Origin of the sequence: Pseudomonas sp. MWU13-2517, from assembly GCF_023242545.1 — a bacterium.
Lineage (GTDB): Bacteria > Pseudomonadota > Gammaproteobacteria > Pseudomonadales > Pseudomonadaceae > Aquipseudomonas.
The window spans coordinates 124,283-147,012 of record NZ_JALMFA010000007.1 but is presented as its reverse complement, the minus strand read 5'-3'; the positions used below and the strand labels follow the sequence as shown (position 1 = coordinate 147,012).

Sequence of the window (22,730 nt, the reverse complement as noted above, 5' to 3'; positions counted from 1 at the left end):
GGGCTACCCCAAGCATAGTTCTTACTTGATGGTCAGGGCTTCCAGCTTGCCGCTGTTGCCAAACACATAAAGCATGTTACCCACGACCAGCGGACGAGCGCGCAGGCCGTCGCTGTCGATACGCTCGCGGCCGACAAAACGACCGTCCACCTGGCTCAGCAGATGCAGGTAGCCTTCGAAGTCACCGACCGCTACGTAGCTGGAGAACACTTCCGGTGCCGACAACTGACGGCGAGCCAGGGAGTCATTGCTCCACAGTGCAGTAGTAGAACGCTCGTCGACACTTTCAACGGTGCCGGACGCCAGGCTTACGTAGACGCTGCCAAACCCTTGGGCGACACCGGCATAGCTGGAAGCATCACGCTGCCAGTTGATACGCCCGCTTTGCAGGTCCAGCGCAGCAACGCGCCCTTGATAGGTGGCAACGTAGAGGGTCTCGCCCGACAGCAGCAAGCCGCCGTCGATGTCCACTACGCGGTCCAACTCGGAGCGACCTTGCGGGATGGCAACACGGGTTTCCCAGGCAGGCACGCCGTTCTGGGTATCCAGGGCGACCACTTTACCGGTGGACAGGCCCGCAACGGCCAGGTTATTGGTCACGATCGGACCGCTGGTACCGCGCAAGGTCAACACCGCCGGGGTGCTGTCATACAACCAGCGCTGATTGCCGGTAGAGGCATCCAGGCCGATCAGGCGGTCATCCTGGGTCTGTACCACGACCACATCGCCGTTGGTAGCAGGCGCGGCGAGGACTTCACTGGTCACGCGAGCGCGCCATTTCTCTTCACCGCTGCTGGAGTCCAAGGCGACCACTTCGCCTTTGAGCGTACCGATCAACACCATGCCGTAGCCGACGCCCACACCACCGGAAACCGGCAGGTCGAGGTCTTTCTTCCATTTGACGTCGCCGTTCATGCGGTCCATGGACATAACGACGCCAGTGGAGTCGGTGGCCACAATGTTTTCGCCGTCGATTGCCGGCTGCAACAGGTTGTAGAGGTCGCCCTGACCATCACCGACGGAGCGGCTCCACTGCTTTTGCAGGACCACTTCTTCCTTGAAGCTGGTCAGCTCGGCCGGAGGCAATTCTTTCTTGCTGTTGCTGCTGCAACCCGCGGCCAGAACGGCCAGAGCCAGCAATGCTGCATGTTTCCAACGGATCACGTCACGCATCCCCTTTGGCCAAGTCGTCCAGCTTGATTTGTAAGCCACCGACCGCCGCTTCATCAGACAGCGCCGCCTTGGCTTTTTGGTACGCAGCATGGGCTTCGTCGGTACGACCCAATTGGACCAACAGGTCGCCCTTGAGCTCTTCGCGAGTGGCCACAAATGCCTTGTCAGCATCGCCGTCGAGCAGCTTGAGTGCTTCGTCAGCCTTGTTCTGTGCCGCCAATACCTGTGCCAGGCGCTGACGTGCGATCTCACCCAGGGTCGGGTTGGTCGGCTTGTCGGCGACGGCCTTCAGCTCGGTGGCTGCATCATCCAGCTTGCCGGTGTCGACCGCGACTTTCGCGACGAACAGGCTAGCGTATTGGGCGTAGGTGCTACCGCCGAATTCGTTTTTCAGCTTGCCGGCCAGGTCAGCAACCTGCGCCGGGTCAGGCTTGCCGTCCGGGGTCAGCGTGGTTTCCAGCAATTGCTGATAGAGGATCGAGGCGCCTTGGGACTGGTTGGCCTGATACTTGTGCCAGGCTTGCCAGCCGAACACCACCACTAACGCCAGCAGACCGCCAGTAACCAGGGGCTTGCCGTTACGCTGCCACCAGTCCTTGAACTCGGCCAGTTGCTCATCATCAGTACTCGACACCCCAATACTCCTTAATCGCTAAATTCGGCTGTTCGACAGCTTCAACCCTGCACGACGCAGGTGGCCAAGTGCGCGGCTAGCGCATCAAAGGCAATGTTTTGTTGTTCGCCCTGGCCACGCAGGGGTTTGAAACCTATCACTTGCTGGGCCAGTTCGTCATCGCCGAGGATCAGCGCATACAGCGCACCGCTCTTGTCAGCCTTCTTGAACTGGCTCTTGAAGCTGCCGGCGCCGGCATTGATCTGCAGGCGCAGGTTCGGCAGTTGGTCGCGTACTTTTTCGCTCAAGGCCAGGGCAGCCAGTTCGGCGGCCTCGCCAAAAGCACATAGGTACACATCCACCTGACGGGAAATCTCTTCCGGGACCTGCTCCAGGGTTTCCAGCAGCAGAATCAGCCGCTCGATACCCATGGCGAAACCTACGCCTGTAGTCGGCTTGCCGCCCATTTGCTCAACCAGGCCGTCGTAGCGACCACCGGCACACACGGTGCCTTGGGCGCCGAGCTTGTCGGTGACCCACTCGAACACGGTCTTGCTGTAGTAATCGAGGCCGCGAACCAGTTTCGGGTTGATCACGTAGGGAATACCGGCGGCATCCAGGCGAGCCTTGAGGCCCTCGAAGTGCGCACGGGATTCGTCGTCCAGGTAGTCGGCCATTTTCGGCGCGCCTACCAGTACGGCCTGGGTGTCGGCGTTCTTGGTGTCCAGTACGCGCAACGGGTTGGTTTTCAGACGGCGCTGGCTGTCTTCATCCAGCTTGTCCAGATGGGCGGACAGGTACTCGACCAGGGCTTCGCGGTAGCGGCCCCGGGATTCGCTGGTGCCCAGGCTGTTGAGTTCGAGCTTGACCGCGTCACGGATGCCCAACTGGCCCCACAGGCGCCAGGTCAGCACGATCAGCTCTGCATCAATATCCGGACCGTCAAGGTTGAAGACCTCGCAACCGATCTGGTGGAACTGACGGTAACGACCTTTCTGTGGACGCTCGTGGCGGAACATCGGGCCGATGTACCAGAGCTTCTGGGTCTGGCCACCACCCGTGATGCCATGCTCGAGCACGGCGCGCACGCACGCGGCGGTACCTTCCGGACGCAGGGTCAGGGAGTCGCCATTGCGGTCTTCAAAGGTGTACATCTCTTTTTCAACGATGTCGGTTACTTCACCGATGGAGCGCTTGAACAGCTCGGTGAACTCGACGATCGGCATGCGGATCTGCTTGTAACCGTAGTTATCCAACAGACGCGCGACCGTGCTCTCGAAGTAACGCCACAGTGGCGTCTGCTCCGGCAGGATGTCGTTCATGCCACGAATGGCTTGCAGAGACTTGCTCACATCTAATCCTTAAATTCGTTCTTAGCCGCGCGCGATCAGCGCTGCGTCAGCCGCGACCTTCTCGGCCGCTTTCTCGCGGATCAGCCTTTCAAGCTCATCCACCAGATTGTCATTCGTCAACTTCTGCGACGGCTTGCCGTCGATGTAAATGAGGTTCGGTGTACCGCCGGTCAGGCCTATGTGCGCCTCTTTGGCTTCACCCGGGCCGTTGACCACGCAACCGATCACCGCAACATCCAGCGGCACCAGCAGATCCTCGAGGCGTCCTTCCAGTTCGTTCATGGTTTTCACCACGTCGAAGTTCTGCCGCGAGCAGCTGGGGCAGGCAATGAAGTTAATGCCACGGGAACGCAAGTGCAGGGATTTGAGAATGTCGTAACCGACCTTCACTTCCTCTACCGGGTCTGCCGCCAGGGAGATGCGGATAGTATCGCCAATCCCTTCGGCGAGCAGCATACCGAGACCCACCGCAGATTTCACTGTGCCTGAGCGCAAACCACCCGCTTCAGTGATACCCAGGTGCAGCGGCTGCACGATTTCCTTGGCCAGCAGGCGGTAGGCTTCGACCGCCATGAACACATCGGAGGCCTTGACGCTGACCTTGAAGTCCTGGAAGTTCAGACGTTCAAGGTGCTCAACATGGCGCAACGCCGATTCAACCAAGGCCGCCGGGGTAGGCTCGCCATATTTCTTTTGCAGGTCTTTTTCCAGGGAACCGGCATTGACACCGATACGGATTGGAATGCCACGGTCACGGGCAGCGTCTACCACGGCGCGCACCCGGTCTTCCCGACCAATATTGCCCGGGTTGATGCGCAGGCAATCCACACCCAGCTCGGCTACGCGCAATGCGATCCTGTAGTCGAAGTGAATATCGGCAACCAACGGCACCTTGACCAATTGCTTGATGCGGCCGAACGCTTCGGCAGCGTCCATATCCGGCACGGAAACCCGAACGATGTCGACACCGGCGGCTTCCAGACGGTTGATCTGGGCAACGGTGGCGGCCACGTCGTTGGTGTCGCTGTTGGTCATGCTTTGTACCGCGATGGGGGCGTCGCCACCCACCGGCACCGAGCCGACCCAGATCTTGCGCGATACGCGACGTTTGATTGGAGATTCGCCGTGCATGACTATTGTCCCAACTTGAGGCGAGCAGTTTCGCCACTGGTGAACGGCGCCACGTCCACAGGCTGGCCGTTGTAGGCCACTTGCGCGCCACGGGCATAGCCCAGACGCAGCGTCAGAGGAGGCTTGCCGCCCTGGTCGAGCGTATCTCCCTTACGCTTCAGACCGCTAAACAGCACTTTGCCATTGCCATCGGTGACTTGCGTCCAGCAGTCAGCGATGAAGGTAATTTGTACGTGACCATCACCCGCGATCAGGGCTGGGGTGGTGGGCGGCGAGATCGCAGGGGCTGCCGGAGCGGCTGGCGCTGGAGTCGCTGGCGCAGGCGTGGCCGGTGCGTGGGCCTGAGCAACCGGAGCTGCCGGCGTCGCGGGGGCTGGTGCGGCGGCGGTCGCGGCCGGTGCGGTCTCAGGCGCGGGCTGCTCGGTGGCAACCGGCGCCTCAGGCGCAGCCTGGCCTTCAGCCACAGCCTGGTCTTCCGGCTCATCCAGCGGGTGAATCTGGGTGGTGCCATCGGCGCTTTCGACTTCAACGTGTTCCATGGCGTTGCTGGTCAGGTCCTTGGTGCGCTGGGAGGTCTGGTCTTGCCACCAGACGAAACCGCCACCAATGACAGCGATCAGCAGTAACAGGCTGACAATTCGCAAAATCGTGTGGGAAACCCGTACCGGCTCTTCGATGCGGCCCAGGCCGTGCACATTGCTGCCCTGGGAGTCGGTGCCGGTGAACTGGTCGAACTCCTGCACCAATACGGCCTGGTCGATGCCCAGCAACTTGGCGTAGGCACGGATATAACCGCGGGCGAAGGTATGCCCCGGCAACTTGTCGAACGCGCCGGCCTCCAGATTGGCCAGGGACGTACTGGTCAAATTGAGCTTGAGGGCCACTTCTGCCAGCGACCAGCCATTGCTTTCGCGGGCCTGACGCAAGGTCTCGCCTGGGTTTACGCGATTAGCTGCTACAACTTCCGGGGGCGCCGCTTTCATCATTACTCCGACAGGTATTGCTGATATTCCGGCGTACCGGGATAGAGTCGTTCGAGTTGCTGGGCAAAACGTGCGGCCGTATCCGGTTCTTCATGAACCGTCGCCAGGCGCGCACCGAGCAATAGACTACGTGCATTTTGCCCGCTGAGCAGGCTAAAGCGTTCGTAATAGTCGCGTGCCGGCACATAATGCCTGTCTTCGTAAGACAACTCAGCCATTTCGAGCAACGCCCGTGGCTGACGACTATTCAAATGCAGGGCTTTTTCCAGTTGCTGGCGGGCAATGTCGCGCTGGCCGAGACGCACCGAAGTGACACCCAGGTTTTCAAATACCCGCGACCGTTCCGGGTAAAGGGTATCGGCGGATGCTTGCTGGAAATAACGGGAGGCCTGGTCATAGCGTTTCTGCTCGAACAGAAAGCTGCCGTAATTGTTCAGCAACCGTGGGTCAGCAGGACGTGAGGCCAGGGCCTTATGGAAATACTGCTCAGCCAGTTCAGGCTCGGCCTGGGCCTGGAATACCAACGCAAGCGCAGCATTCGCGTCGGCATCGCCACCGTCCAGTTCAAGGGCCTTTTTCAATGGCACCTTGGCCTGCTCGCTCATGCCTTGCTGCAAATAACCCAAGCCCAACTGCACATAGGCAACTCGCGCCTCGTCACGGCCTTTACCGGTCTGCAAAGGGCTGTCATGGCCCGATGAAACACAACCGGCGGCAAAGCCGGTAACAAGCAAGAGCAGCGCAAGGCGCAAGGGCATAGAGATCCTCTCTCAGATTCGATTCACAGCAATTTGCGGCAGATCGTCGGCGGCGTTCAATTCACGCACGGCGATATAACGCTCGCTGCGGCGGGTGCGGTCCATCACCTGCCCTACCAATTGGCCACAGGCGGCGTCGATGTCTTCCCCACGCGTGGTGCGTACGGTGACGTTGTAGCCGGCCTGGTGCAGTTGATCCTGGAAACGGCGAATGGCGTTGTTGCTCGGCCGCTCGTAGCCAGAATGTGGAAACGGGTTAAACGGAATCAGGTTGATCTTGCACGGGATGTTCTTGAGCAACTCGATCATCTCGACCGCGTGCTCGACCTTGTCGTTGATGTCTTTGAGCAAGGTGTACTCGATGGTCAGCACGCGCTTTTCGCCCAGGGACGACATGTAGCGCTGGCAAGATTCGAGCAGCATCTTAAGCGGATACTTCTTGTTGATCGGCACCAATTGGTTACGCAATGCGTCATTGGGTGCGTGCAGCGACAACGCCAGAGAGACGTCGATGTGCTTGGACAGCTCATCGATCATCGGCACCACGCCGGAGGTCGACAGGGTCACACGGCGCTTGGAGATGCCATAGCCCAGGTCGTCCATCATCAGGTGCATGGCCGAAACGACGTTATCGAAGTTCAGCAGCGGCTCACCCATGCCCATCATCACCACGTTGGTGATGGCACGGTCGACGGTCGCCGGGACGCTGCCAAAGGATTTGTTGGCAATCCACACCTGGCCGATGACTTCGGCGGCGGTGAGGTTGCTATTGAAGCCTTGCTTGCCGGTGGAGCAGAAACTGCAGTCCAGGGCACAGCCTGCCTGGGACGAAACGCACAAGGTGCCGCGCTTGCCCTGGGGAATGTAGACGGTCTCGACGCAGCTGCCGGACGCCACACGCACCACCCACTTACGGGTGCCGTCGCTGGAGATGTCCTCGCTCACCACCTCGGGACCACGAACCTCGGCAATGGCCTTGAGCTTGTCGCGCAGGGCCTTGCTGACGTTCGTCATGGCATCGAAATCGTCGACGCCAAAGTGGTGAATCCACTTCATTACCTGACCGGCACGGAAACGCTTCTCCCCGATTGAGTCGAAGAATTTTTCCATTTCCTGTTGAGTCAGCCCCAGCAGGTTGGTTTTAACAGTCGATGTAGTCATGGATTCACCCTCACTCTTTAAGCCGATGCTTAGCGAGCGGTTACTTCAGTAGCAGCGAAAAAGTAAGCGATTTCGCGAGCAGCAGCGGCTTCGGAGTCCGAACCGTGAACAGCGTTGGCGTCGATGGACTCAGCGAAGTCAGCACGGATGGTGCCGGCAGCCGCTTCTTTAGGGTTGGTAGCGCCCATCAGCTCACGGTTCAGAGCGATAGCGTTTTCGCCTTCCAGAACCTGTACAACAACAGGACCGGAGATCATGAAGGCAACCAGGTCGCCGAAGAAACCACGAGCGCTGTGCTCAGCGTAGAAGCCTTCAGCTTCAGCCTTGGACAGTTGCTTGAGTTTCGAAGCTACAACCTTCAGGCCGGCTTTTTCGAAACGAGTGGTGATCTCGCCGATGACGTTTTTTGCAACAGCGTCAGGCTTGATGATGGAGAAAGTACGTTGAACAGCCATGGTGTAACTCCAGAAACGGTAATTTACGAAAAATTAAACCCGCGAATTATACGCGGGTTATTGGGTATTGCCTAACTGCGTGAGGAAGGCGTCAGTCCTGTTCTTCTTTCCAGGCGGTCTGGATAGCTTCCAGGACCTTTTCGCCGCCCCGGTCCCGCTCATCTTCAAACCCTGGCAAAGCCATGACCATGTCACGCAAAGCGACAAAGTTCAGCGAATAGGGATCCAGATCCGGATAACCATCAGCCAGCAGAATGGCGATTTCTTGTACATCAACCCATTTCAGGCTCATGACATTTCCTTGAATCAATGCGGCGCTTCGGCCGCATGGTTGAGCGAATACTTCGGAATTTCGACCGTGATGTCTTCAGTCCCGACCTTTGCCTGACAGCTTAGGCGCGATTGCGCCTCAAGGCCCCACGCACGATCGAGAAAGTCCTCCTCCAACTCATCGGCTTCTTCAAGGGAGTTGAAACCCTCGCGAATGATGCAATGGCAGGTGGTGCAGGCGCAGACACCGCCGCAAGCGCTCTCGATCTCGATGTGGTTGTCATGGGCAACTTCGAGGATGGACTTGCCGGTCTCAGCCTCCACGACCATACCGTCCGGGCAATGCTCGGCGTGTGGCAGAAAAATGACCTGCGGCATTACTTATTCCTCGATTTCGTTCAGGTTGCGCCCGGCCAGTGCGGCTTTCACCGTCTGATCCATGCGGCGGGCGGCAAAAGCATCGGTCACTTGCGACAGGCGCTTGGTCTGTTGTTCGATGGCGTAGCCATCGGTGCCTTTCATCAGTTCGGCCAGTTCCTGCATCTGCAGGTCAATGACCATGCGCTCTTCGGCGTCCAGCAGGCGCTCGCCATCCGCATCAAGGGCGCCCTGCACCGCCTCAAGCAGACGCTGGGCATCCACTTGCTGCTCGCGCAATACACGGGCGACTTTGTCATCACCGGCGTACTGGAACGAATCCTTGAGCATCCTGGCGATTTCACCGTCGGTCAGGCCATAGGATGGCTTGACCTGGATACTGGCTTCAACGCCCGAGCCCAGTTCACGCGCAGCCACATTCAGCAAGCCGTCGGCGTCAACCTGAAAGGTCACGCGAATCTTCGCCGCACCCGCCACCATCGCCGGAATGCCGCGCAATTCAAAGCGCGCCAGGGAGCGACAGTCGCTGATCAGCTCGCGCTCGCCTTGCAGCACATGAATCATCATGGCCGTCTGGCCATCTTTGTAAGTGGTGAAATCTTGAGCGCGGGCGACGGGGATGGTGGTGTTGCGCGGGATCACTTTCTCCATCAGCCCACCCATGGTTTCCAGGCCCAGGGACAGCGGAATCACATCAAGCAGCAGCAGTTCGCCACCATCACGCTTGTTGCCAGCCAGGGTATCCGCCTGGATCGCAGCGCCGATAGCGACTACCTGATCCGGGTCGATTTCAGTCAACGGCTGACGACCAAAAGCTTCAGCTACCGCCTCGCGCACACGCGGCACACGCGTGGAACCGCCGACCATCACCACCGCACCGACATCTTCCAGCTCGATACCGGAATCACGCACCGCGCGACGGCAGGCTTTCAGGCTGCGGGCCACCATCGGCTCAATCAACGCATCGAAAGCTTCGCGAGTCAGCTGGGCCGACCAATTGCCGTAGGACACTTCAACAGATGCCGCATCCGTCAACGCTTCCTTGGCGGCACAGGCAGTTTGCAGCAGATTGCGCTGGGCGCCCGGGTCCAGATCGGCGGACAAGCCGGCGCCGGCGATGATCCAGCCGGCGATGGCGTGGTCGAAGTCATCGCCGCCCAGGGCGCTGTCGCCACCGGTGGCCAGCACTTCGAAGACACCGCCGGTCAGACGCAAGATCGAGATATCAAAGGTGCCGCCGCCCAGGTCATAAATCGCAACCAGGCCCTCGGCGTGCTGGTCCAGGCCATAGGCCACAGCCGCAGCGGTCGGTTCGTTAAGCAGGCGCAGCACGTTCAGGCCGGCGAGCTTTGCCGCATCCTTGGTGGCTTGGCGCTGGGCGTCGTCGAAATAAGCGGGAACCGTGATCACGGCACCGACCAGCTCGCCGCCCAAGGTGGTTTCCGCACGCTGACGCAACACCTTGAGGATATCGGCCGACACTTCCACAGGACTTTTCGGACCCTGGACGGTGTCGATGAACGGCATGTGGGATTCGCCGCCGACAAAGCGGTAAGGCAGTTGGTCGCCCAATTGCTTGACGTCGGACAGACCACGACCCATCAAGCGCTTGACCGACAGCACGGTATTCAGAGGATCGGTAGACGCCGCCAATTTGGCCGACTCACCGACTTCGGTGCGATCGGCGTGGTAGCGCACGGCGGACGGCAGGATAACCTGACCATCAACGTCGGGCAGCGGCTCGGACAGGCCGCTGCGCAAGGCAGCAACCAGGGAATTGGTGGTGCCCAGGTCAATCCCGACCGCCAGACGACGCTGGTGCGGTTGAGGGCTTTGGCCGGGTTCGGCGATCTGCAGTAGAGCCATGGTAATCAGGTCTTATCTGTCTATCAGGCGTGCGACACGGGCAGCACTGGGTTAATCGTCGAGGCGCTCTTCTAGCTGGCGCACTTCGTAGGTGAGCTTGTCGAGGAACTGCATGCGCCGCATCAGGCGTTCGGCCTGTTCACGCTGCGCCGCATCATCCCAACAGGCTGCGAAGCTTTCGTTGAGCTCATCCTGGGCCACTTTCAGACGACGCTTGAAGACCGCAACACCGGCCAGATCGGCTTCATCCTGCAAGTCTTCGAGCTCTTCGCGCCACTGCATCTGCTGCATCAGGAAGTCCGGATCGTGCACCGTCACTTCCAGCGGCAACTCGCCACCCTTCATCGCGAGCAGGTAACGCGCGCGTTTCGGGGGACTCTTGAGGGTCTGATAGGCTTCGTTGAGGCTGGCAGACTGCTCCAGCGCCAAGCGTTGCTCACGCTCTGAAGCGTCAGCGAAGCGGTCCGGATGTACGCCGCGCGCCAATTCTCGGTAGCGCGTGGCAAGCTGCTCAAGGTCCAGCCGAAAGCTCGGCTGCAGCTCGAATAAAGCGAAATGGCAAGGAGTACCCACGAATAGCCTCAGATGTTGAAGCTTTCGCCGCAGCCACACTCACCGCGTACGTTGGGGTTGTTGAACTTGAAGCCTTCGTTCAACCCTTCCTTGACGAAATCGAGCTCGGTGCCGTCCAGGTAAGTCAGGCTCTTAGGGTCGATGATCACTTTCTCGCCGTGACTTTCGAACACCTGGTCCTCCGCAACCACCTCGTCGACAAACTCCAGCACATAGGCAAGGCCGGAACAGCCCGTGGTGCGCACACCCAGACGAATCCCCTCACCTTTACCGCGCCCATCCAGGGAGCGTCGCACGTGCCGTGCAGCCGCTTCTGTCATGCTGATAGCCATCGTTGACTCCTTACTCGTCGCCAAATGCTTAGATCAAGCCTTTCTTCTGCTTGTAGTCGCGAACGGCCGCCTTGATGGCGTCTTCCGCGAGTACGGAGCAGTGAATTTTCACTGGCGGCAGGGCCAGTTCTTCGGCCAGCTGAGTGTTCTTGATGGTCTCTGCTTCATCCAGAGTCTTGCCTTTCATCCACTCGGTCGCCAGGGAGCTGGAGGCGATGGCCGAACCGCAGCCATAAGTCTTGAACTTGGCATCTTCGATGATGCCCTGCTCGTTGACCTTGATCTGCAGGCGCATCACATCGCCGCACGCCGGAGCTCCGACCATGCCGGTGCCGACATCAGGGTCTTCCGCGTTCATCTTGCCGACGTTGCGCGGGTTTTCGTAGTGGTCAATGACCTTTTCGCTGTAAGCCATGGTACTGAATCCTCACTCATCAGGGCCGCTCTGGAACCCTGCAGAAACGCCTGCGTTTTCCGCCACGTTCCTACAGTGCTTGGGTGGCGGCTTCTATATTTAGTGTGCCGCCCACTCGATCTTGGAGATATCGACACCGTCTTTGAACATGTCCCACAGCGGCGACAGAGTGCGCAGCTTGTTGACGGCTTCGCAGACCTTCTGCGCGGCGTAGTCGACTTGTTCTTCAGTGGTGAAGCGGCCGAAGGTAAAGCGGATCGAGCTATGTGCCAGTTCGTCGTTGCGGCCCAGGGCACGCAGCACGTAGGACGGCTCAAGGGAGGCCGAGGTGCAGGCGGAACCGGACGAAACCGCCAGGTCCTTGAGCGCCATGATCAGCGACTCGCCTTCGACGTAGTTGAAGCTCAAATTCAGGTTGTGCGGTACACGAGCGGTCATGCTGCCGTTGATGTACAGCTCTTCAAGGTTTTCGACCTGCTTGTAGAAGCGATCACTGAGAGCCTTGATGCGCACGTTTTCGGCGGCCATGTCTTCTTTGGCCACACGGAAGGCTTCGCCCATGCCGACGATCTGGTGGGTCGCCAGGGTACCGGAACGCATGCCGCGCTCGTGACCGCCACCGTGCATGGTGGCTTCGATGCGTACGCGTGGCTTGCGGCTCACGTACAGCGCGCCAATGCCTTTAGGGCCGTAGGTCTTGTGGGCGGAGAACGACATCAGGTCGACTTTCAGCTTCGACAGGTCGATGTCGACTTTGCCGGTGGACTGAGCGGCGTCGACGTGCAGCAGAATACCCTTGGAACGGGTCAGCTCGCCGATAGCCGCGATGTCGTTGATGGTGCCGATCTCGTTGTTCACGTGGATCACGGAAACCAGGATGGTGTCTTCACGCAACGCGGCTTCGATCATGGCCGGGGTGACGATACCGTCGGTGGTTGGCTCAAGGTAGGTAACCTCGAAACCTTCACGCTCCAGTTGGCGCATGGTGTCGAGGACAGCCTTGTGCTCAATCTTGGTGGTGATCAGGTGCTTGCCTTTGGTCGCGTAGAAATGCGCGGCGCCCTTGATTGCCAGGTTGTCGGACTCGGTAGCACCGGAAGTCCAGACGATTTCACGCGGATCTGCGCCAACCAAGTCCGCGACCTGACGACGAGCGTTCTCGACCGCTTCCTCGGCTTTCCAGCCGAATACGTGGGAACGGGAGGCCGGGTTGCCGAAATTTCCGTCAACCAGCAGGCATTCGCTCATCTTTTGCGCAACACGCGGATCAACCGGGGTGGTCGCTGAGTAATCAAGGTAAATCGGCAATTTCATGGACTTTCTCCTAAATCAGGCTGGCTGGCGCACCGTTAGCTCTTCGGCTGTCACTCGACGGCGGACGCTTCAATCTTGTCCAGACGCGGCGCCTTGGTGTTGCAACGGCGCTGGTCCTGACGCTGGGCTACTTCTTGCACCTCACGGCGAGTCACAAGATCAGCCAAGCTGATACCACTCAAAAACTCATGGATCTGCAGGCTCAAGTCGCACCACAAGTGGTGCGTCAGGCAGGTGTCGCCGGCATGGCAATCACCCAGGCCCTGGCATTTGGTTGCGTCGACGGATTCGTTGACCGCATCGATCACCTGAGCTACCTGGATACCCTGCATATCGCGGGACAACTGATAGCCGCCACCTGGCCCTCGCACACTGGAAACCAAGTTACTACGGCGTAATTTGGCGAACAGTTGCTCGAGGTAAGACAGGGAAATGCCTTGGCGCTCGGAGATATCGGCCAGGGACACCGGCCCAGTTTGCGCGTGCAAGGCCAAGTCGAGCATGGCGGTCACCGCGTATCGGCCTTTTGTAGTCAGTCTCATGGACAAGTACCAAGGTGTTTCAGAATGGGAGCAAGTATGCGATTCCCGAGTATTTAAGTCAACTATAAGACCTAGTACTTTAGTCAGGATTACCCGTAAAAAGGGCGCGCGAATCATAGCAGGATGGGGTGGGAACGAACAGCGGGAACGGACAACCAACACTGCCAGCGACAACGAAGATCAAATGTGAGAGAGAGCTTGCTGTGGCGAGGGAGCTTGCTCCCGTTCGACTGCGAAGCAGTCGCGGGCTTTTGGGGGCGCTTCGCACCCCAGCGGGAGCAAGCTCCCTCGCCACAAAAGAGCGCTCCTGCGGGGGATTTGCTGCGCCTGCCAGGACTCAGCCAGCCTTGGTGGCGGCCTCGTTCTTGATCTCGGCGAAGTCTTCTTCGCGCAGCTCCGGCAGATCTTTCGCACAGTAGCTGCTGCCCAACTCCTTCAGCGCACCACACATGCCATCCAGTTTGCCGTCGACCGCTTGCAAGTGGTCAAGCAACTGCCCAATGGCACGCGCCACCGGGTCCGGCATATCTTCACTGACGCCGTAGGCATCGAAACCGATCTTCTCGGCCATGGCCTTGCGCTTGGCTTCCTGCTCGTCGCCGACTTCCGGCTTGACGATGATGCGCCCCGGAATACCTACAACGGTGGCGCCTGGCGGCACTGCCTTGGTCACCACGGCATTGGAACCGACTTTAGCGCCGGCGCCGACTGTAAATGGACCGAGCACCTTGGCGCCCGCCCCTACTACAACGCCGTCCCCCAGGGTTGGATGGCGCTTGCCTTTATTCCAACTGGTGCCGCCCAGGGTCACGCCCTGATACAGCGTCACGTCATCACCGATCTCAGCGGTCTCGCCGATCACAATGCCCATGCCATGGTCGATAAAGAAGCGACGCCCCACTTTAGCGCCCGGATGAATCTCGATCCCGGTCAACCAGCGACCAAAGTTCGACACCAGTCGCGCCAGCCACTTCCAGCCCATACCCCACAAAGCGCCGGACAGGCGGTGAATCCAGATCGCGTGCATACCCGGGTAGCAGGTCAGCACTTCAAAGGCATTGCGCGCCGCCGGGTCACGGTGGAAAACACTCTGGATATCTTCTCGCAAACGCTCGAACATTTTTAATCCTTCCGTTTAAGAAGCTCACCACGGGCCGCTTTCTGGGTTTCCGTGAGGATGCCACGCAATATATTCATTTCTGCCCGGCTCACCGAGCTACGCCCGTACAAGCGGCGCAGGCGCGCCATCAAGTGCCGTGGCTTTTCAGGATCGAGGAATTCGATGGCCACCAGGGTTTGCTCCAGGTGCTCATAGAAGCGCTCCAACTCTTCCATGGTGGCCAGTTCGCCACTCTTGGTCGAGGCGACCTCTTCCTTTTCTACCTTGCTCGGCTGGCCGGCAGCCGCCAGCCAAGCCATACGCACTTCATAGGTCAACACCTGCACGGCCGCCCCAAGGTTCAACGAGCTGAACCCGGGGTCCGATGGAATGTGCACATGGTAATGACATCGCTGCAGCTCTTCATTGGTCAGACCGGAGTCTTCACGGCCGAATACCAAGGCGATTTCAGCACCGCCGGCTGCCTCTTCCACCACCTTGGTTCCGCATTCGCGCGGGTCCAGCAGCGGCCAGGGAATACGCCGATCACGGGCACTGGTGCCGAGCACCAGGTTGCAGCCGACCAAGGCGTCTTCAAGGGTGGCGACAACCTGAGCTTTCTCCAGGATGTCATTGGCACCGGACGCTCGGGCATCAGCCTCGTGGTGCGGGAACACACGCGGCTCGACCAGCACCAGGCGCGTCAGCCCCATGTTTTTCATGGCTCGCGCCACCCCGCCGATGTTGCCGGGATGACTGGTATTGACCAAGACGACACGAATGTTTTGCAGCAAGGGAGGCGCTCTCGGACACAGGAAAGGGGAGCAAATCTTACAGAACAGCCTAAGGTTATGCCATGAAAGCTAACGTCGTCCTTCACCTGAAGAAAGTTTCTGCTAGAATGCCCGGCTTTCTTTAACAACCTTAGGTGACACATCCATGCAGCCCATGCTGAATATCGCGCTGCGCGCCGCCCGCAGCGCCAGTGAATTGATCTTCCGCTCCATCGAGCGCCTGGATACCATCAAGGTCGACGAAAAAGACGCCAAGGATTATGTATCCGAGGTGGATCGCGCCGCCGAACAGAAAATCATCGACGCACTGCGCAAGGCCTACCCTACCCACGGCATCCTCGGCGAAGAAACCGGCCTGCACAAAGGTAGCGGCGAAGGTGAAGACTACCTGTGGATCATCGACCCACTGGACGGCACCACCAACTTCCTGCGTGGCATCCCGCACTTTGCCGTGAGCATCGCCTGCAAATACCGTGGCCGCCTGGAACACGCCGTTGTTCTGGACCCGGTGCGCCAGGAAGAATTCACCGCCAGCCGCGGCCGTGGCGCCCAACTGAACGGTCGTCGCCTGCGCGTCAGCGGCCGCACCAGCCTGGACGGCGCCCTGCTGGGCACCGGCTTCCCATTCCGCGACGACCAGATGGACAACCTGGAAAACTACCTGGGCATGTTCCGCGCCCTGGTTGGCCAGACCGCCGGCATCCGCCGCGCCGGCGCAGCGAGCCTGGACCTGGCTTACGTTGCGGCCGGTCGTTTTGATGCATTCTGGGAGTCGGGCCTGTCCGAGTGGGACATGGCAGCGGGCGCCCTGTTGATCCAAGAAGCCGGCGGCCTGGTGAGCGACTTCACCGGCGGTCACGACTTCCTGGAAAAAGGCCACGTCGTCGCCGGCAACACCAAATGCTTCAAGGCAGTACTGACGGCGATCCAGCCGCACCTGCCGGCTTCGCTGAAGCGCTAAGCGAGCGAGCACAAAAAAGCACCCCTCGGGGTGCTTTTTTTATGCCTGGGATTCAGGTAATGCTGCGCCTCCTGGCCACATACATACCCCGATGCGGGAGCGGGTACTGGGCCAGCCAATACAGCTGTCGACTGACAGTACACCTTCGCGAGCAAGCCCTCCTCCACGGTTGAACAGAACCCGGCAGGAATTATTGCTGATTCTGACCCAGGATCAGGCGACCTTCTTTGTCGACCGGAATCTGGCTACCCGGGTCACGCTCCATGCGCACCGAACCCTCTTTACCATCCAGGGTGTAACGCACGTCATACCCGACAACCTTGTCGCTGATGTCATTGACGGTGTTACAACGAGTCTGCGTGGTCGTGTAGGTATCACGGTTCTGCATACCTTCCTGAACCTTGTTACCGGCATAACCACCACCGACCGCACCAGCCACGGTGGCCAACTTCTTGCCATTACCGCCACCGACCTGGTTGCCCAACAGGCCACCAGCCAAAGCACCGACCACGGTACCGACGATCTGGTGCTGATCCTGAACCGGTCTCTGCCGGGTTACTGCAACGTCCTTGCAGACTTCGCGAGGCGTTTTAATCTGGGTTTTGACAGGCTGCACCGCCAACACTTGCGCATACTCAGGGCCGCTTTTAACCAGGCTGTAGGTGGCAACAGCGCCCCCGGCAGTCACACCGACAGCACCCAGTACCGCACCAACCAGCAACGACTTGTTCACATGAACCTCCTGACCATCACAAGCGGACCGAAACGTCCGCGCTATACCCAGCCTTGGAGCATAAAAAAAGGCGCGAGTTCAATACTCACGCCTTCTTTGTAACAGCAAGTCAACAAGCACCCATCAAGGGCGATCGTCGACCTCCTTGCCGGTAGCGGCCGGAGGGATCAAGTCTTCGCTGTTGAGGTTCAGCCAGATCAGCACCACGTTGGCGATGTAGATCGACGAGTAGGTACCCGCCAGAACACCGATGAACAGCGCCAGGGAGAAGCCCCACAGGTTGTCGCCACCGAAGATCATCAGCGCGGCGATCGCCAGCAACGTGGAGATCGAGGTTGCCATGGTCCGCAGCAGGGTCTGGGTGGTGGAAACGTTGATGTTCTCGATCAACGACGCCTTGCGCAGTACGCGGAAGTTCTCACGAACCCGGTCGAATACCACAATGGTGTCGTTGAGGGAGTAACCGATGATTGCCAGCACCGCGGCCAGTACGGTCAGGTCGAAGGTAATCTGGAAATACGCCAGGATACCCACGGTCACGATCACGTCGTGGATCAGCGACACAATAGCGCCGACACCGAACTTCCACTGAAAGCGGAACGCCAGGTAGATCATGATGCCGACCAGCGCCATCAGCATGCCGAGGCCGCCCTGATCACGCAGCTCTTCACCCACCTGCGGGCCCACGAATTCGACGCGCTTGACCGACGCCGGGTTGTCGCCACCGACCTTCTGCAAGGCCTCGGCTACCTGATGACCCAGTTGCGGATCTTCGCCCGGCATGCGCACCAGCAGGTCGGTAGTCGCACCGAAGCTCTGCACGATGGCTTCGTGATAGCCGGCCTTGACCAGCTCGCCACGCACCAGGGTAACGTCGGCCGGCTTCTCGTAGGTCAGCTCGATGAGCGTACCGCCAGTGAAGTCCAGGCCGTAGTTCAGACCCTTATGGAACCAGCTGAACAATGCCAGAACGGTAAGGAGCACAGTGGCGCCGAACGCAATGTTGCGAACGCCCATGAAGTTGATTGTACGTAACATGGCAGCCCCTTAAATCCACAACTTCTTGAAGTCACGTCCGCCAAAGATCAGGTTGACCATTGCGCGGGTCACCATGATGGCCGTGAACATCGAGGTAAAGATACCGAGGGACATGGTTACCGCAAAACCTTTGACCGGGCCGGTGCCCATGGCAAAGAGAATCCCGCCGACCAGCAAGGTGGTCAGGTTGGAGTCGAGGATCGCGGTAAATGCCCGGCCGAAGCCTTCGTTGATTGCACGCTGTACGGTCATGCCCGCAGCGATCTCTTCACGAATCCGCGAGAAGATCAGTACGTTGGCGTCTACCGCCATACCCATGGTCAGTACGATACCGGCGATACCCGGCAGGGTCAGCGTAGCGCCCAGCAGCGACATCAGGGCCAGCAGCATTACCATGTTGCCCGCCAGGGCCACGGTGGCGATTATGCCGAAGAAGCGGTAGATGGCGATGATGAACAACGATACGAACAGCATGCCCCACAAGGCCGCGTCGATACCCTTGGTGATGTTGTCGGCACCCAGGCTCGGGCCAATGGTGCGCTCTTCAGCGAAGTACATCGGTGCCGCCAGGCCACCAGCGCGCAGCAGCAACGCCAGCTCGGACGACTCGCCCTGGCCATTCAGGCCGGTGATACGGAATTGAGCACCCAGTGGCGACTGGATGGTCGCCAGGCTGATGATCTTCTTCTCTTCCTTGAACGCCTGTACCGGCACGTCTTTCTCGACACCGTCGACCACTTGCTTGGTGTAGGTAGTGACCGGGCGCTGCTCGATGAAGATCACCGCCATGCTGCGACCGACGTTGCTGCGCGTGGCGCGGCTCATCAGTTCGCCGCCGTGGCCATCCAGGCGGATGTTCACTTCAGGGGTACCGTGCTCGCCGAAACCAGCCTTGGCGTCGGTCACCTGGTCACCCGTGATGATCAGGCTGCGCTCGATCAAAGCGGGAGGGCGGTTGCCTTCGCGGAACTCGAATTCCTCGGCAGTGGCGCGGGAAGCACCCGGCTCAGCGGCCAGACGGAATTCCAGGTTGGCGGTTTTACCCAGGATACGCTTGGCTTCAGCGGTGTCCTGTACGCCCGGCAGTTCAACCACAATGCGGTTGGCGCCCTGGCGCTGAACAATCGGCTCGGCCACACCCAGCTCGTTGACGCGGTTACGCACCGTGGTCAAGTTCTGCTTGATGGAGTATTCGCGGATTTCCGCCAGCTTGGCCGGGGTCATCGCCAGACGCAGTACAGGTTGACCGTTCAGGTCGGCCGGCACGATGTCGAAATCGTTGAAGTTCTTGCGGACCAGCGCACGGGCCTGTTCGCGGGAAGCTTCGTCAGAGAAGCCCAGCTGGATGGCACCGTTGAGCTGCGGCAGGCTGCGATAACGCAACTTCTCTTTGCGCAGCAGGCTCTTCACGTCGCCCTCATAGACTTTCAGGCGTGCATCAAGGGCTTTTTCCATGTCGACTTCCAGCAGGAAGTGAACACCACCGGACAAGTCCAGACCCAGCTTCATCGGGTGCGCGCCGATCTTGCGCAACCAGGTGGGCGTGGTCTGTGCCAGGTTGAGCGCGACCACATAGTCGTCACCCATGGCCTTGCGCACGACGTCTTTAGCCGGCAATTGGTCTTCTGCCTTGGTCAGGCGCAGCAAACCGCCCTTCGCACCTGCCGCCAATGTTGCCGCCTTGACCTGGATACCTGCGTCGGTGAGCGCTTTGCTCGCGCGCTCCAGGTCAGCCTGATTGACTTGCAGCGAAGTGCTGGCGCCAGTGATCTGGATCGCCGGGTCATCAGGATAGAGATTGGGAGCGGAATAAATAAAACCGATCGCCAGCACCGCCAGGATCAGTACGTATTTCCACAGAGGGTATTTGTTCAGCATCACGCCGCCCGCTTATAACGCGGGGCGCCTTGCGCGCCCCGTCGATTGGTAAAGGTTGTTACTTAGATCGCTTTGAGCGTGCCTTTTGGCAGCGTGGCGGCGATGGCGCCCTTCTGGAACTTCATTTCCACGGTATCGGAGACTTCCAGTACCACGAAAGCGTCGGAAACCTTGGTGATCTTGCCGGCGATACCGCCAGTGGTCACCACTTCGTCGCCTTTCTGCAGGCTGCCCAGCAGGTTTTTCTGCTCTTTGGCACGCTTGGCCTGTGGACGCCAGATCATCAGGTAGAAGATGACCAGGAAGCCGACCAGGAAAATCCACTCGAAACCACCGCCCATAGGACCGGCAGCGGCAGGCGCAGCGGCATCCGCCATGGCGTTAGAGATAAAAAAGCTCATTTAGCACTCCAGTTGCAAATAGTGAATCTTAGGGTCGGAAAACTCAGTCCAAGGGCGGCACAGGGAGCCCGCGCTTGGCATAGAAGGCATCGACGAAGGCGGCCAATGTACCCTGTTGAATAGCCTCGCGCAAACCAGCCATCAGGACTTGGTAGTGGCGCAAATTGTGGATGGTATTCAACATGCTACCCAGCATTTCCCCGCACTTGTCCAGATGGTGCAGATAAGCACGGGAGAAGTTCTGGCAGGTGTAGCAGTCACAGGTCGGATCGAGCGGCGAATCATCATGGCGATGGAACGCGTTACGGATCTTCAGCACGCCTGTATCGATGAACAGATGCCCATTGCGGGCATTACGGGTTGGCATCACGCAATCGAACATGTCCACACCGCGGCGCACACCCTCTACGAGATCTTCCGGTTTGCCAACGCCCATAAGGTAACGAGGTTTGTCAGCAGGCATCAGGCCCGGCAGGTAATCCAGCACCTTGATCATCTCGTGCTTGGGCTCGCCCACCGACAGACCACCGATGGCCAGGCCGTCAAAGCCGATCTTGTCCAAGCCTTCCAACGAGCGCTTGCGCAGGCTTTCATGCATGCCGCCCTGCACGATACCGAACAGTGCGGCGGTATTGTCGCCATGGGCATTCTTCGAGCGCTGCGCCCAACGCAACGACAACTCCATGGAAACGCGCGCGACGTCTTCGTCAGCCGGGTACGGCGTGCATTCGTCGAAAATCATCACGATGTCGGAGCCCAGGTCGCGCTGCACCTGCATCGACTCTTCCGGGCCCATGAACACTTTGGAACCGTCCACCGGCGAGGCGAAGGTCACGCCCTCTTCCTTGATCTTGCGCATGGCACCCAGGCTGAACACCTGGAAACCACCGGAATCGGTAAGGATCGGGCCTTGCCACTTCATGAAGTCATGCAGGTCGCCATGCTTCTTGATCACTTCCGTACCCGGGCGCAGCCACAGGTGGAAAGTGTTACCCAGGATAATCTCGGCGCCGGTGGCGACGATATCGCGCGGCAGCATGCCCTTCACGGTGCCATAAGTACCCACCGGCATGAAGGCCGGGGTCTCGACGGTGCCGCGCGGGAACGTCAGGCGCCCACGCCGGGCTTTACCGTCGGTAGCAAGCAATTCAAACGACATACGACTCATAAGGTTTCCTCTGGGCCGCGTGGCGCCGGGTTACGGGTGATAAACATCGCATCACCGTAGCTGAAAAAACGGTACTCGTTGGCGATGGCTGCGTGGTAAGCAGCCATGGTTTCCGGGTAACCGGCAAATGCCGACACCAGCATCAACAGCGTGGATTCCGGCAGATGAAAGTTGGTGACCAGGCAATCGACCACATGGAACGGCCGCCCTGGATAGATAAAGATATCGGTGTCGCCACTGAACGGCTTGAGCACGCCATCGCGCGCCGCACTCTCCAGGGACCGCACACTGGTGGTGCCCACCGCCACTACGCGCCCGCCACGCGCCTTGCAGGCGTTGACCGCATCCACCACATCCTGGCTGACTTCGAGCCATTCGCTGTGCATATGGTGGTCTTCGATGTTATCCACACGCACCGGCTGAAAGGTCCCGGCCCCCACGTGCAGGGTCACATAGGCGGTCTCGACGCCCTTCGCGGCAATCGCATCCAGCAGCGGCTGATCGAAATGCAGCCCGGCCGTAGGTGCGGCGACGGCGCCCGGGCGCTGCGAGTAAACCGTCTGATAACGCTCGCGGTCCGCGTCTTCGTCGGGACGGTCTATATAAGGAGGCAGCGGCATATGGCCGACGCGCTCCAGCAGCGGCAACACTTGCTCGGCGAACTTGAGTTCGAACAGCGCATCATGACGCGCCACCATCTCGGCTTCGCCACCGCCATCAATCAAGATCGACGAGCCCGGTTTCGGCGACTTGCTGGAGCGCACATGGGCCAGTACGCGATGACTGTCCAGCACCCGCTCAACCAGAATTTCCAGCTTGCCGCCGGAAGCTTTCTGGCCAAACAGCCGCGCCGGAATCACCCGGGTATTGTTGAACACCATCAGATCACCTGGGCGCAAATGCTCAAGCAAATCAGTGAATTGACGGTGTGCGAGGGCACCGCTCACCCCGTCCAGGGTCAGCAGTCGACTGGCGCGACGCTCGGCCAAAGGGTGGCGAGCGATCAGCGAATCAGGGAGCTCAAAAGTAAAGTCAGCAACGCGCATGATGGGGTTCGTCTAGCAGGGCCGGGAAGTCTAGCGGAAATAGTGAAAATTGACCATGAAACGTGATTGACCAACGGTAATCTCATCTCTATACTTCGCCGCCATTGAGCCCTGATGGCGGAATTGGTAGACGCGGCGGATTCAAAATCCGTTTTCGAAAGGAGTGGGAGTTCGAGTCTCCCTCGGGGCACCATCTTAAAAAAAGACCTTGAAATTCAAGGTCTTTTTTTTCGCCTGCAGAAAAGTGCGCGGCCAGCGGAATAACTGTTCACCGCTCACTATCGACCTGAAACACG

General features: G+C 59.4%; 25 protein-coding genes and 1 tRNA gene. 2 read left to right on the top strand and 24 right to left on the bottom strand.

What is annotated here, in order from left to right; all coding sequences use genetic code 11:
* Window positions 1-21: 21 nt before the first annotated feature.
* The 18 genes from bamB to trmJ form a co-directional block, all read right to left on the bottom strand.
* A complete protein-coding gene (gene bamB / locus M5B97_RS12185; RefSeq protein WP_123715343.1) occupies window positions 22-1,173 on the bottom strand; it encodes an outer membrane protein assembly factor BamB in 1,152 nt (383 codons plus the stop codon).
* Window positions 1,166-1,807 carry a tetratricopeptide repeat protein gene (locus M5B97_RS12180; protein ID WP_123715342.1) on the bottom strand — a complete coding sequence of 214 codons (642 nt, stop codon included), beginning with the start codon at window positions 1,805-1,807 and terminating at the stop codon, window positions 1,166-1,168. The genes bamB and M5B97_RS12180 overlap by 8 nt, the downstream gene beginning before the upstream one ends.
* 41 nt (window positions 1,808-1,848) lie before the next feature.
* The gene (hisS, locus tag M5B97_RS12175) at window positions 1,849-3,138 is read right to left on the bottom strand and encodes a histidine--tRNA ligase (protein WP_134660186.1); all 1,290 of its coding nucleotides are present in this window, start codon (window positions 3,136-3,138) and stop codon (window positions 1,849-1,851) included.
* Between the two features lie 21 nt (window positions 3,139-3,159).
* Window positions 3,160-4,269 carry a flavodoxin-dependent (E)-4-hydroxy-3-methylbut-2-enyl-diphosphate synthase gene (ispG, locus tag M5B97_RS12170; RefSeq protein ID WP_123715341.1) on the bottom strand — a complete coding sequence of 370 codons (1,110 nt, stop codon included), beginning with the start codon at window positions 4,267-4,269 and terminating at the stop codon, window positions 3,160-3,162.
* Between the two features lie 2 nt (window positions 4,270-4,271).
* The gene (locus M5B97_RS12165) at window positions 4,272-5,252 is read right to left on the bottom strand and encodes a RodZ family helix-turn-helix domain-containing protein (RefSeq protein WP_134660187.1); all 981 of its coding nucleotides are present in this window, start codon (window positions 5,250-5,252) and stop codon (window positions 4,272-4,274) included.
* Window positions 5,253-5,254: 2 nt separating this feature from the next.
* Window positions 5,255-6,010: a type IV pilus biogenesis/stability protein PilW gene (pilW, locus tag M5B97_RS12160; protein ID WP_248731587.1), complete on the bottom strand. Its 756-nt coding sequence runs from the start codon at window positions 6,008-6,010 to the stop codon at window positions 5,255-5,257.
* Between the two features lie 12 nt (window positions 6,011-6,022).
* Window positions 6,023-7,171, bottom strand: coding sequence for a 23S rRNA (adenine(2503)-C(2))-methyltransferase RlmN (gene rlmN / locus M5B97_RS12155; RefSeq protein ID WP_060754318.1), 1,149 nt, complete (start codon window positions 7,169-7,171; stop codon window positions 6,023-6,025).
* 29 nt (window positions 7,172-7,200) lie between these two features.
* Window positions 7,201-7,626: a nucleoside-diphosphate kinase gene (ndk, locus tag M5B97_RS12150; protein ID WP_060754319.1), complete on the bottom strand. Its 426-nt coding sequence runs from the start codon at window positions 7,624-7,626 to the stop codon at window positions 7,201-7,203.
* A 91-nt stretch (window positions 7,627-7,717) separates the two neighbouring features.
* Window positions 7,718-7,918, bottom strand: a complete 201-nt coding sequence (gene iscX, locus M5B97_RS12145; protein WP_060754320.1) for a Fe-S cluster assembly protein IscX — start codon at window positions 7,916-7,918, stop codon at window positions 7,718-7,720.
* A 14-nt stretch (window positions 7,919-7,932) separates the two neighbouring features.
* Window positions 7,933-8,274, bottom strand: coding sequence for an ISC system 2Fe-2S type ferredoxin (gene fdx / locus M5B97_RS12140; RefSeq protein WP_032890689.1), 342 nt, complete (start codon window positions 8,272-8,274; stop codon window positions 7,933-7,935).
* Window positions 8,275-8,277: 3 nt separating this feature from the next.
* Entirely contained in the window at window positions 8,278-10,140 is a 1,863-nt protein-coding gene (gene hscA, locus M5B97_RS12135; RefSeq protein ID WP_248731586.1) for a Fe-S protein assembly chaperone HscA, read from the bottom strand.
* A gap of 51 nt (window positions 10,141-10,191) precedes the next feature.
* Window positions 10,192-10,713 (bottom strand): co-chaperone HscB, encoded by a 522-nt coding sequence (gene hscB / locus M5B97_RS12130; protein ID WP_123715337.1) that lies wholly within the window; start codon window positions 10,711-10,713, stop codon window positions 10,192-10,194.
* Window positions 10,714-10,721: 8 nt separating this feature from the next.
* On the bottom strand, window positions 10,722-11,045 hold the full coding sequence (gene iscA, locus M5B97_RS12125) for an iron-sulfur cluster assembly protein IscA (protein ID WP_010565230.1): 324 nt from the start codon (window positions 11,043-11,045) through the stop codon (window positions 10,722-10,724).
* 28 nt (window positions 11,046-11,073) lie between these two features.
* Window positions 11,074-11,460 (bottom strand): Fe-S cluster assembly scaffold IscU, encoded by a 387-nt coding sequence (iscU, locus tag M5B97_RS12120; RefSeq protein WP_007929523.1) that lies wholly within the window; start codon window positions 11,458-11,460, stop codon window positions 11,074-11,076.
* 99 nt (window positions 11,461-11,559) lie between these two features.
* A complete protein-coding gene (locus tag M5B97_RS12115) occupies window positions 11,560-12,774 on the bottom strand; it encodes an IscS subfamily cysteine desulfurase (protein ID WP_060754323.1) in 1,215 nt (404 codons plus the stop codon).
* A gap of 50 nt (window positions 12,775-12,824) precedes the next feature.
* The gene (gene iscR / locus M5B97_RS12110) at window positions 12,825-13,316 is read right to left on the bottom strand and encodes a Fe-S cluster assembly transcriptional regulator IscR (protein ID WP_003194020.1); all 492 of its coding nucleotides are present in this window, start codon (window positions 13,314-13,316) and stop codon (window positions 12,825-12,827) included.
* A 337-nt stretch (window positions 13,317-13,653) separates the two neighbouring features.
* Window positions 13,654-14,436 (bottom strand): serine O-acetyltransferase, encoded by a 783-nt coding sequence (cysE, locus tag M5B97_RS12105; protein ID WP_123715336.1) that lies wholly within the window; start codon window positions 14,434-14,436, stop codon window positions 13,654-13,656.
* 2 nt (window positions 14,437-14,438) lie between these two features.
* Window positions 14,439-15,209: a tRNA (cytosine(32)/uridine(32)-2'-O)-methyltransferase TrmJ gene (gene trmJ, locus M5B97_RS12100; RefSeq protein ID WP_248731585.1), complete on the bottom strand. Its 771-nt coding sequence runs from the start codon at window positions 15,207-15,209 to the stop codon at window positions 14,439-14,441.
* A 145-nt stretch (window positions 15,210-15,354) separates the two neighbouring features.
* Here trmJ and suhB point away from each other — a divergent pair, with 145 nt between their 5' ends.
* Window positions 15,355-16,170: an inositol-phosphate phosphatase gene (gene suhB, locus M5B97_RS12095; RefSeq protein ID WP_003175971.1), complete on the top strand. Its 816-nt coding sequence runs from the start codon at window positions 15,355-15,357 to the stop codon at window positions 16,168-16,170.
* 190 nt (window positions 16,171-16,360) lie between these two features.
* Here suhB and M5B97_RS12090 read toward each other — a convergent pair whose 3' ends face one another.
* From M5B97_RS12090 to queA, 6 genes are all read right to left on the bottom strand, one after another.
* The gene (locus M5B97_RS12090) at window positions 16,361-16,903 is read right to left on the bottom strand and encodes a glycine zipper 2TM domain-containing protein (RefSeq protein WP_123715335.1); all 543 of its coding nucleotides are present in this window, start codon (window positions 16,901-16,903) and stop codon (window positions 16,361-16,363) included.
* Window positions 16,904-17,026: 123 nt separating this feature from the next.
* Entirely contained in the window at window positions 17,027-17,941 is a 915-nt protein-coding gene (secF, locus tag M5B97_RS12085) for a protein translocase subunit SecF (protein WP_123715334.1), read from the bottom strand.
* A 9-nt stretch (window positions 17,942-17,950) separates the two neighbouring features.
* On the bottom strand, window positions 17,951-19,819 hold the full coding sequence (gene secD, locus M5B97_RS12080; protein WP_134660191.1) for a protein translocase subunit SecD: 1,869 nt from the start codon (window positions 19,817-19,819) through the stop codon (window positions 17,951-17,953).
* A 62-nt stretch (window positions 19,820-19,881) separates the two neighbouring features.
* Entirely contained in the window at window positions 19,882-20,220 is a 339-nt protein-coding gene (yajC, locus tag M5B97_RS12075) for a preprotein translocase subunit YajC (RefSeq protein ID WP_003175975.1), read from the bottom strand.
* Window positions 20,221-20,263: 43 nt separating this feature from the next.
* Window positions 20,264-21,379, bottom strand: a complete 1,116-nt coding sequence (gene tgt, locus M5B97_RS12070; protein WP_010565220.1) for a tRNA guanosine(34) transglycosylase Tgt — start codon at window positions 21,377-21,379, stop codon at window positions 20,264-20,266.
* Between the two features lie 5 nt (window positions 21,380-21,384).
* Window positions 21,385-22,434 carry a tRNA preQ1(34) S-adenosylmethionine ribosyltransferase-isomerase QueA gene (queA, locus tag M5B97_RS12065; RefSeq protein WP_248731584.1) on the bottom strand — a complete coding sequence of 350 codons (1,050 nt, stop codon included), beginning with the start codon at window positions 22,432-22,434 and terminating at the stop codon, window positions 21,385-21,387.
* Window positions 22,435-22,542: 108 nt separating this feature from the next.
* Between queA and M5B97_RS12060 the strand changes: the two genes are divergently transcribed.
* A tRNA-Leu gene (locus M5B97_RS12060) sits at window positions 22,543-22,627 on the top strand.
* Window positions 22,628-22,730: the final 103 nt, after the last annotated feature.

Coding starts and splice junctions, on each gene's coding strand:
- bamB (WP_123715343.1), bottom strand. CDS start 1,173: ATGCGTGACGTGATCCGTTGGAAACATGCAGCATTGCTGGCTCTGGCC.
- ispG (WP_123715341.1), bottom strand. CDS start 4,269: ATGCACGGCGAATCTCCAATCAAACGTCGCGTATCGCGCAAGATCTGG.
- M5B97_RS12165 (WP_134660187.1), bottom strand. CDS start 5,252: ATGAAAGCGGCGCCCCCGGAAGTTGTAGCAGCTAATCGCGTAAACCCA.
- pilW (WP_248731587.1), bottom strand. CDS start 6,010: ATGCCCTTGCGCCTTGCGCTGCTCTTGCTTGTTACCGGCTTTGCCGCC.
- rlmN (WP_060754318.1), bottom strand. CDS start 7,171: ATGACTACATCGACTGTTAAAACCAACCTGCTGGGGCTGACTCAACAG.
- ndk (WP_060754319.1), bottom strand. CDS start 7,626: ATGGCTGTTCAACGTACTTTCTCCATCATCAAGCCTGACGCTGTTGCA.
- iscX (WP_060754320.1), bottom strand. CDS start 7,918: ATGAGCCTGAAATGGGTTGATGTACAAGAAATCGCCATTCTGCTGGCT.
- fdx (WP_032890689.1), bottom strand. CDS start 8,274: ATGCCGCAGGTCATTTTTCTGCCACACGCCGAGCATTGCCCGGACGGT.
- hscA (WP_248731586.1), bottom strand. CDS start 10,140: ATGGCTCTACTGCAGATCGCCGAACCCGGCCAAAGCCCTCAACCGCAC.
- iscA (WP_010565230.1), bottom strand. CDS start 11,045: ATGGCTATCAGCATGACAGAAGCGGCTGCACGGCACGTGCGACGCTCC.
- iscU (WP_007929523.1), bottom strand. CDS start 11,460: ATGGCTTACAGCGAAAAGGTCATTGACCACTACGAAAACCCGCGCAAC.
- M5B97_RS12115 (WP_060754323.1), bottom strand. CDS start 12,774: ATGAAATTGCCGATTTACCTTGATTACTCAGCGACCACCCCGGTTGAT.
- iscR (WP_003194020.1), bottom strand. CDS start 13,316: ATGAGACTGACTACAAAAGGCCGATACGCGGTGACCGCCATGCTCGAC.
- cysE (WP_123715336.1), bottom strand. CDS start 14,436: ATGTTCGAGCGTTTGCGAGAAGATATCCAGAGTGTTTTCCACCGTGAC.
- suhB (WP_003175971.1), top strand. CDS start 15,355: ATGCAGCCCATGCTGAATATCGCGCTGCGCGCCGCCCGCAGCGCCAGT.
- secF (WP_123715334.1), bottom strand. CDS start 17,941: ATGTTACGTACAATCAACTTCATGGGCGTTCGCAACATTGCGTTCGGC.
- secD (WP_134660191.1), bottom strand. CDS start 19,819: ATGCTGAACAAATACCCTCTGTGGAAATACGTACTGATCCTGGCGGTG.
- yajC (WP_003175975.1), bottom strand. CDS start 20,220: ATGAGCTTTTTTATCTCTAACGCCATGGCGGATGCCGCTGCGCCTGCC.
- tgt (WP_010565220.1), bottom strand. CDS start 21,379: ATGTCGTTTGAATTGCTTGCTACCGACGGTAAAGCCCGGCGTGGGCGC.
- queA (WP_248731584.1), bottom strand. CDS start 22,434: ATGCGCGTTGCTGACTTTACTTTTGAGCTCCCTGATTCGCTGATCGCT.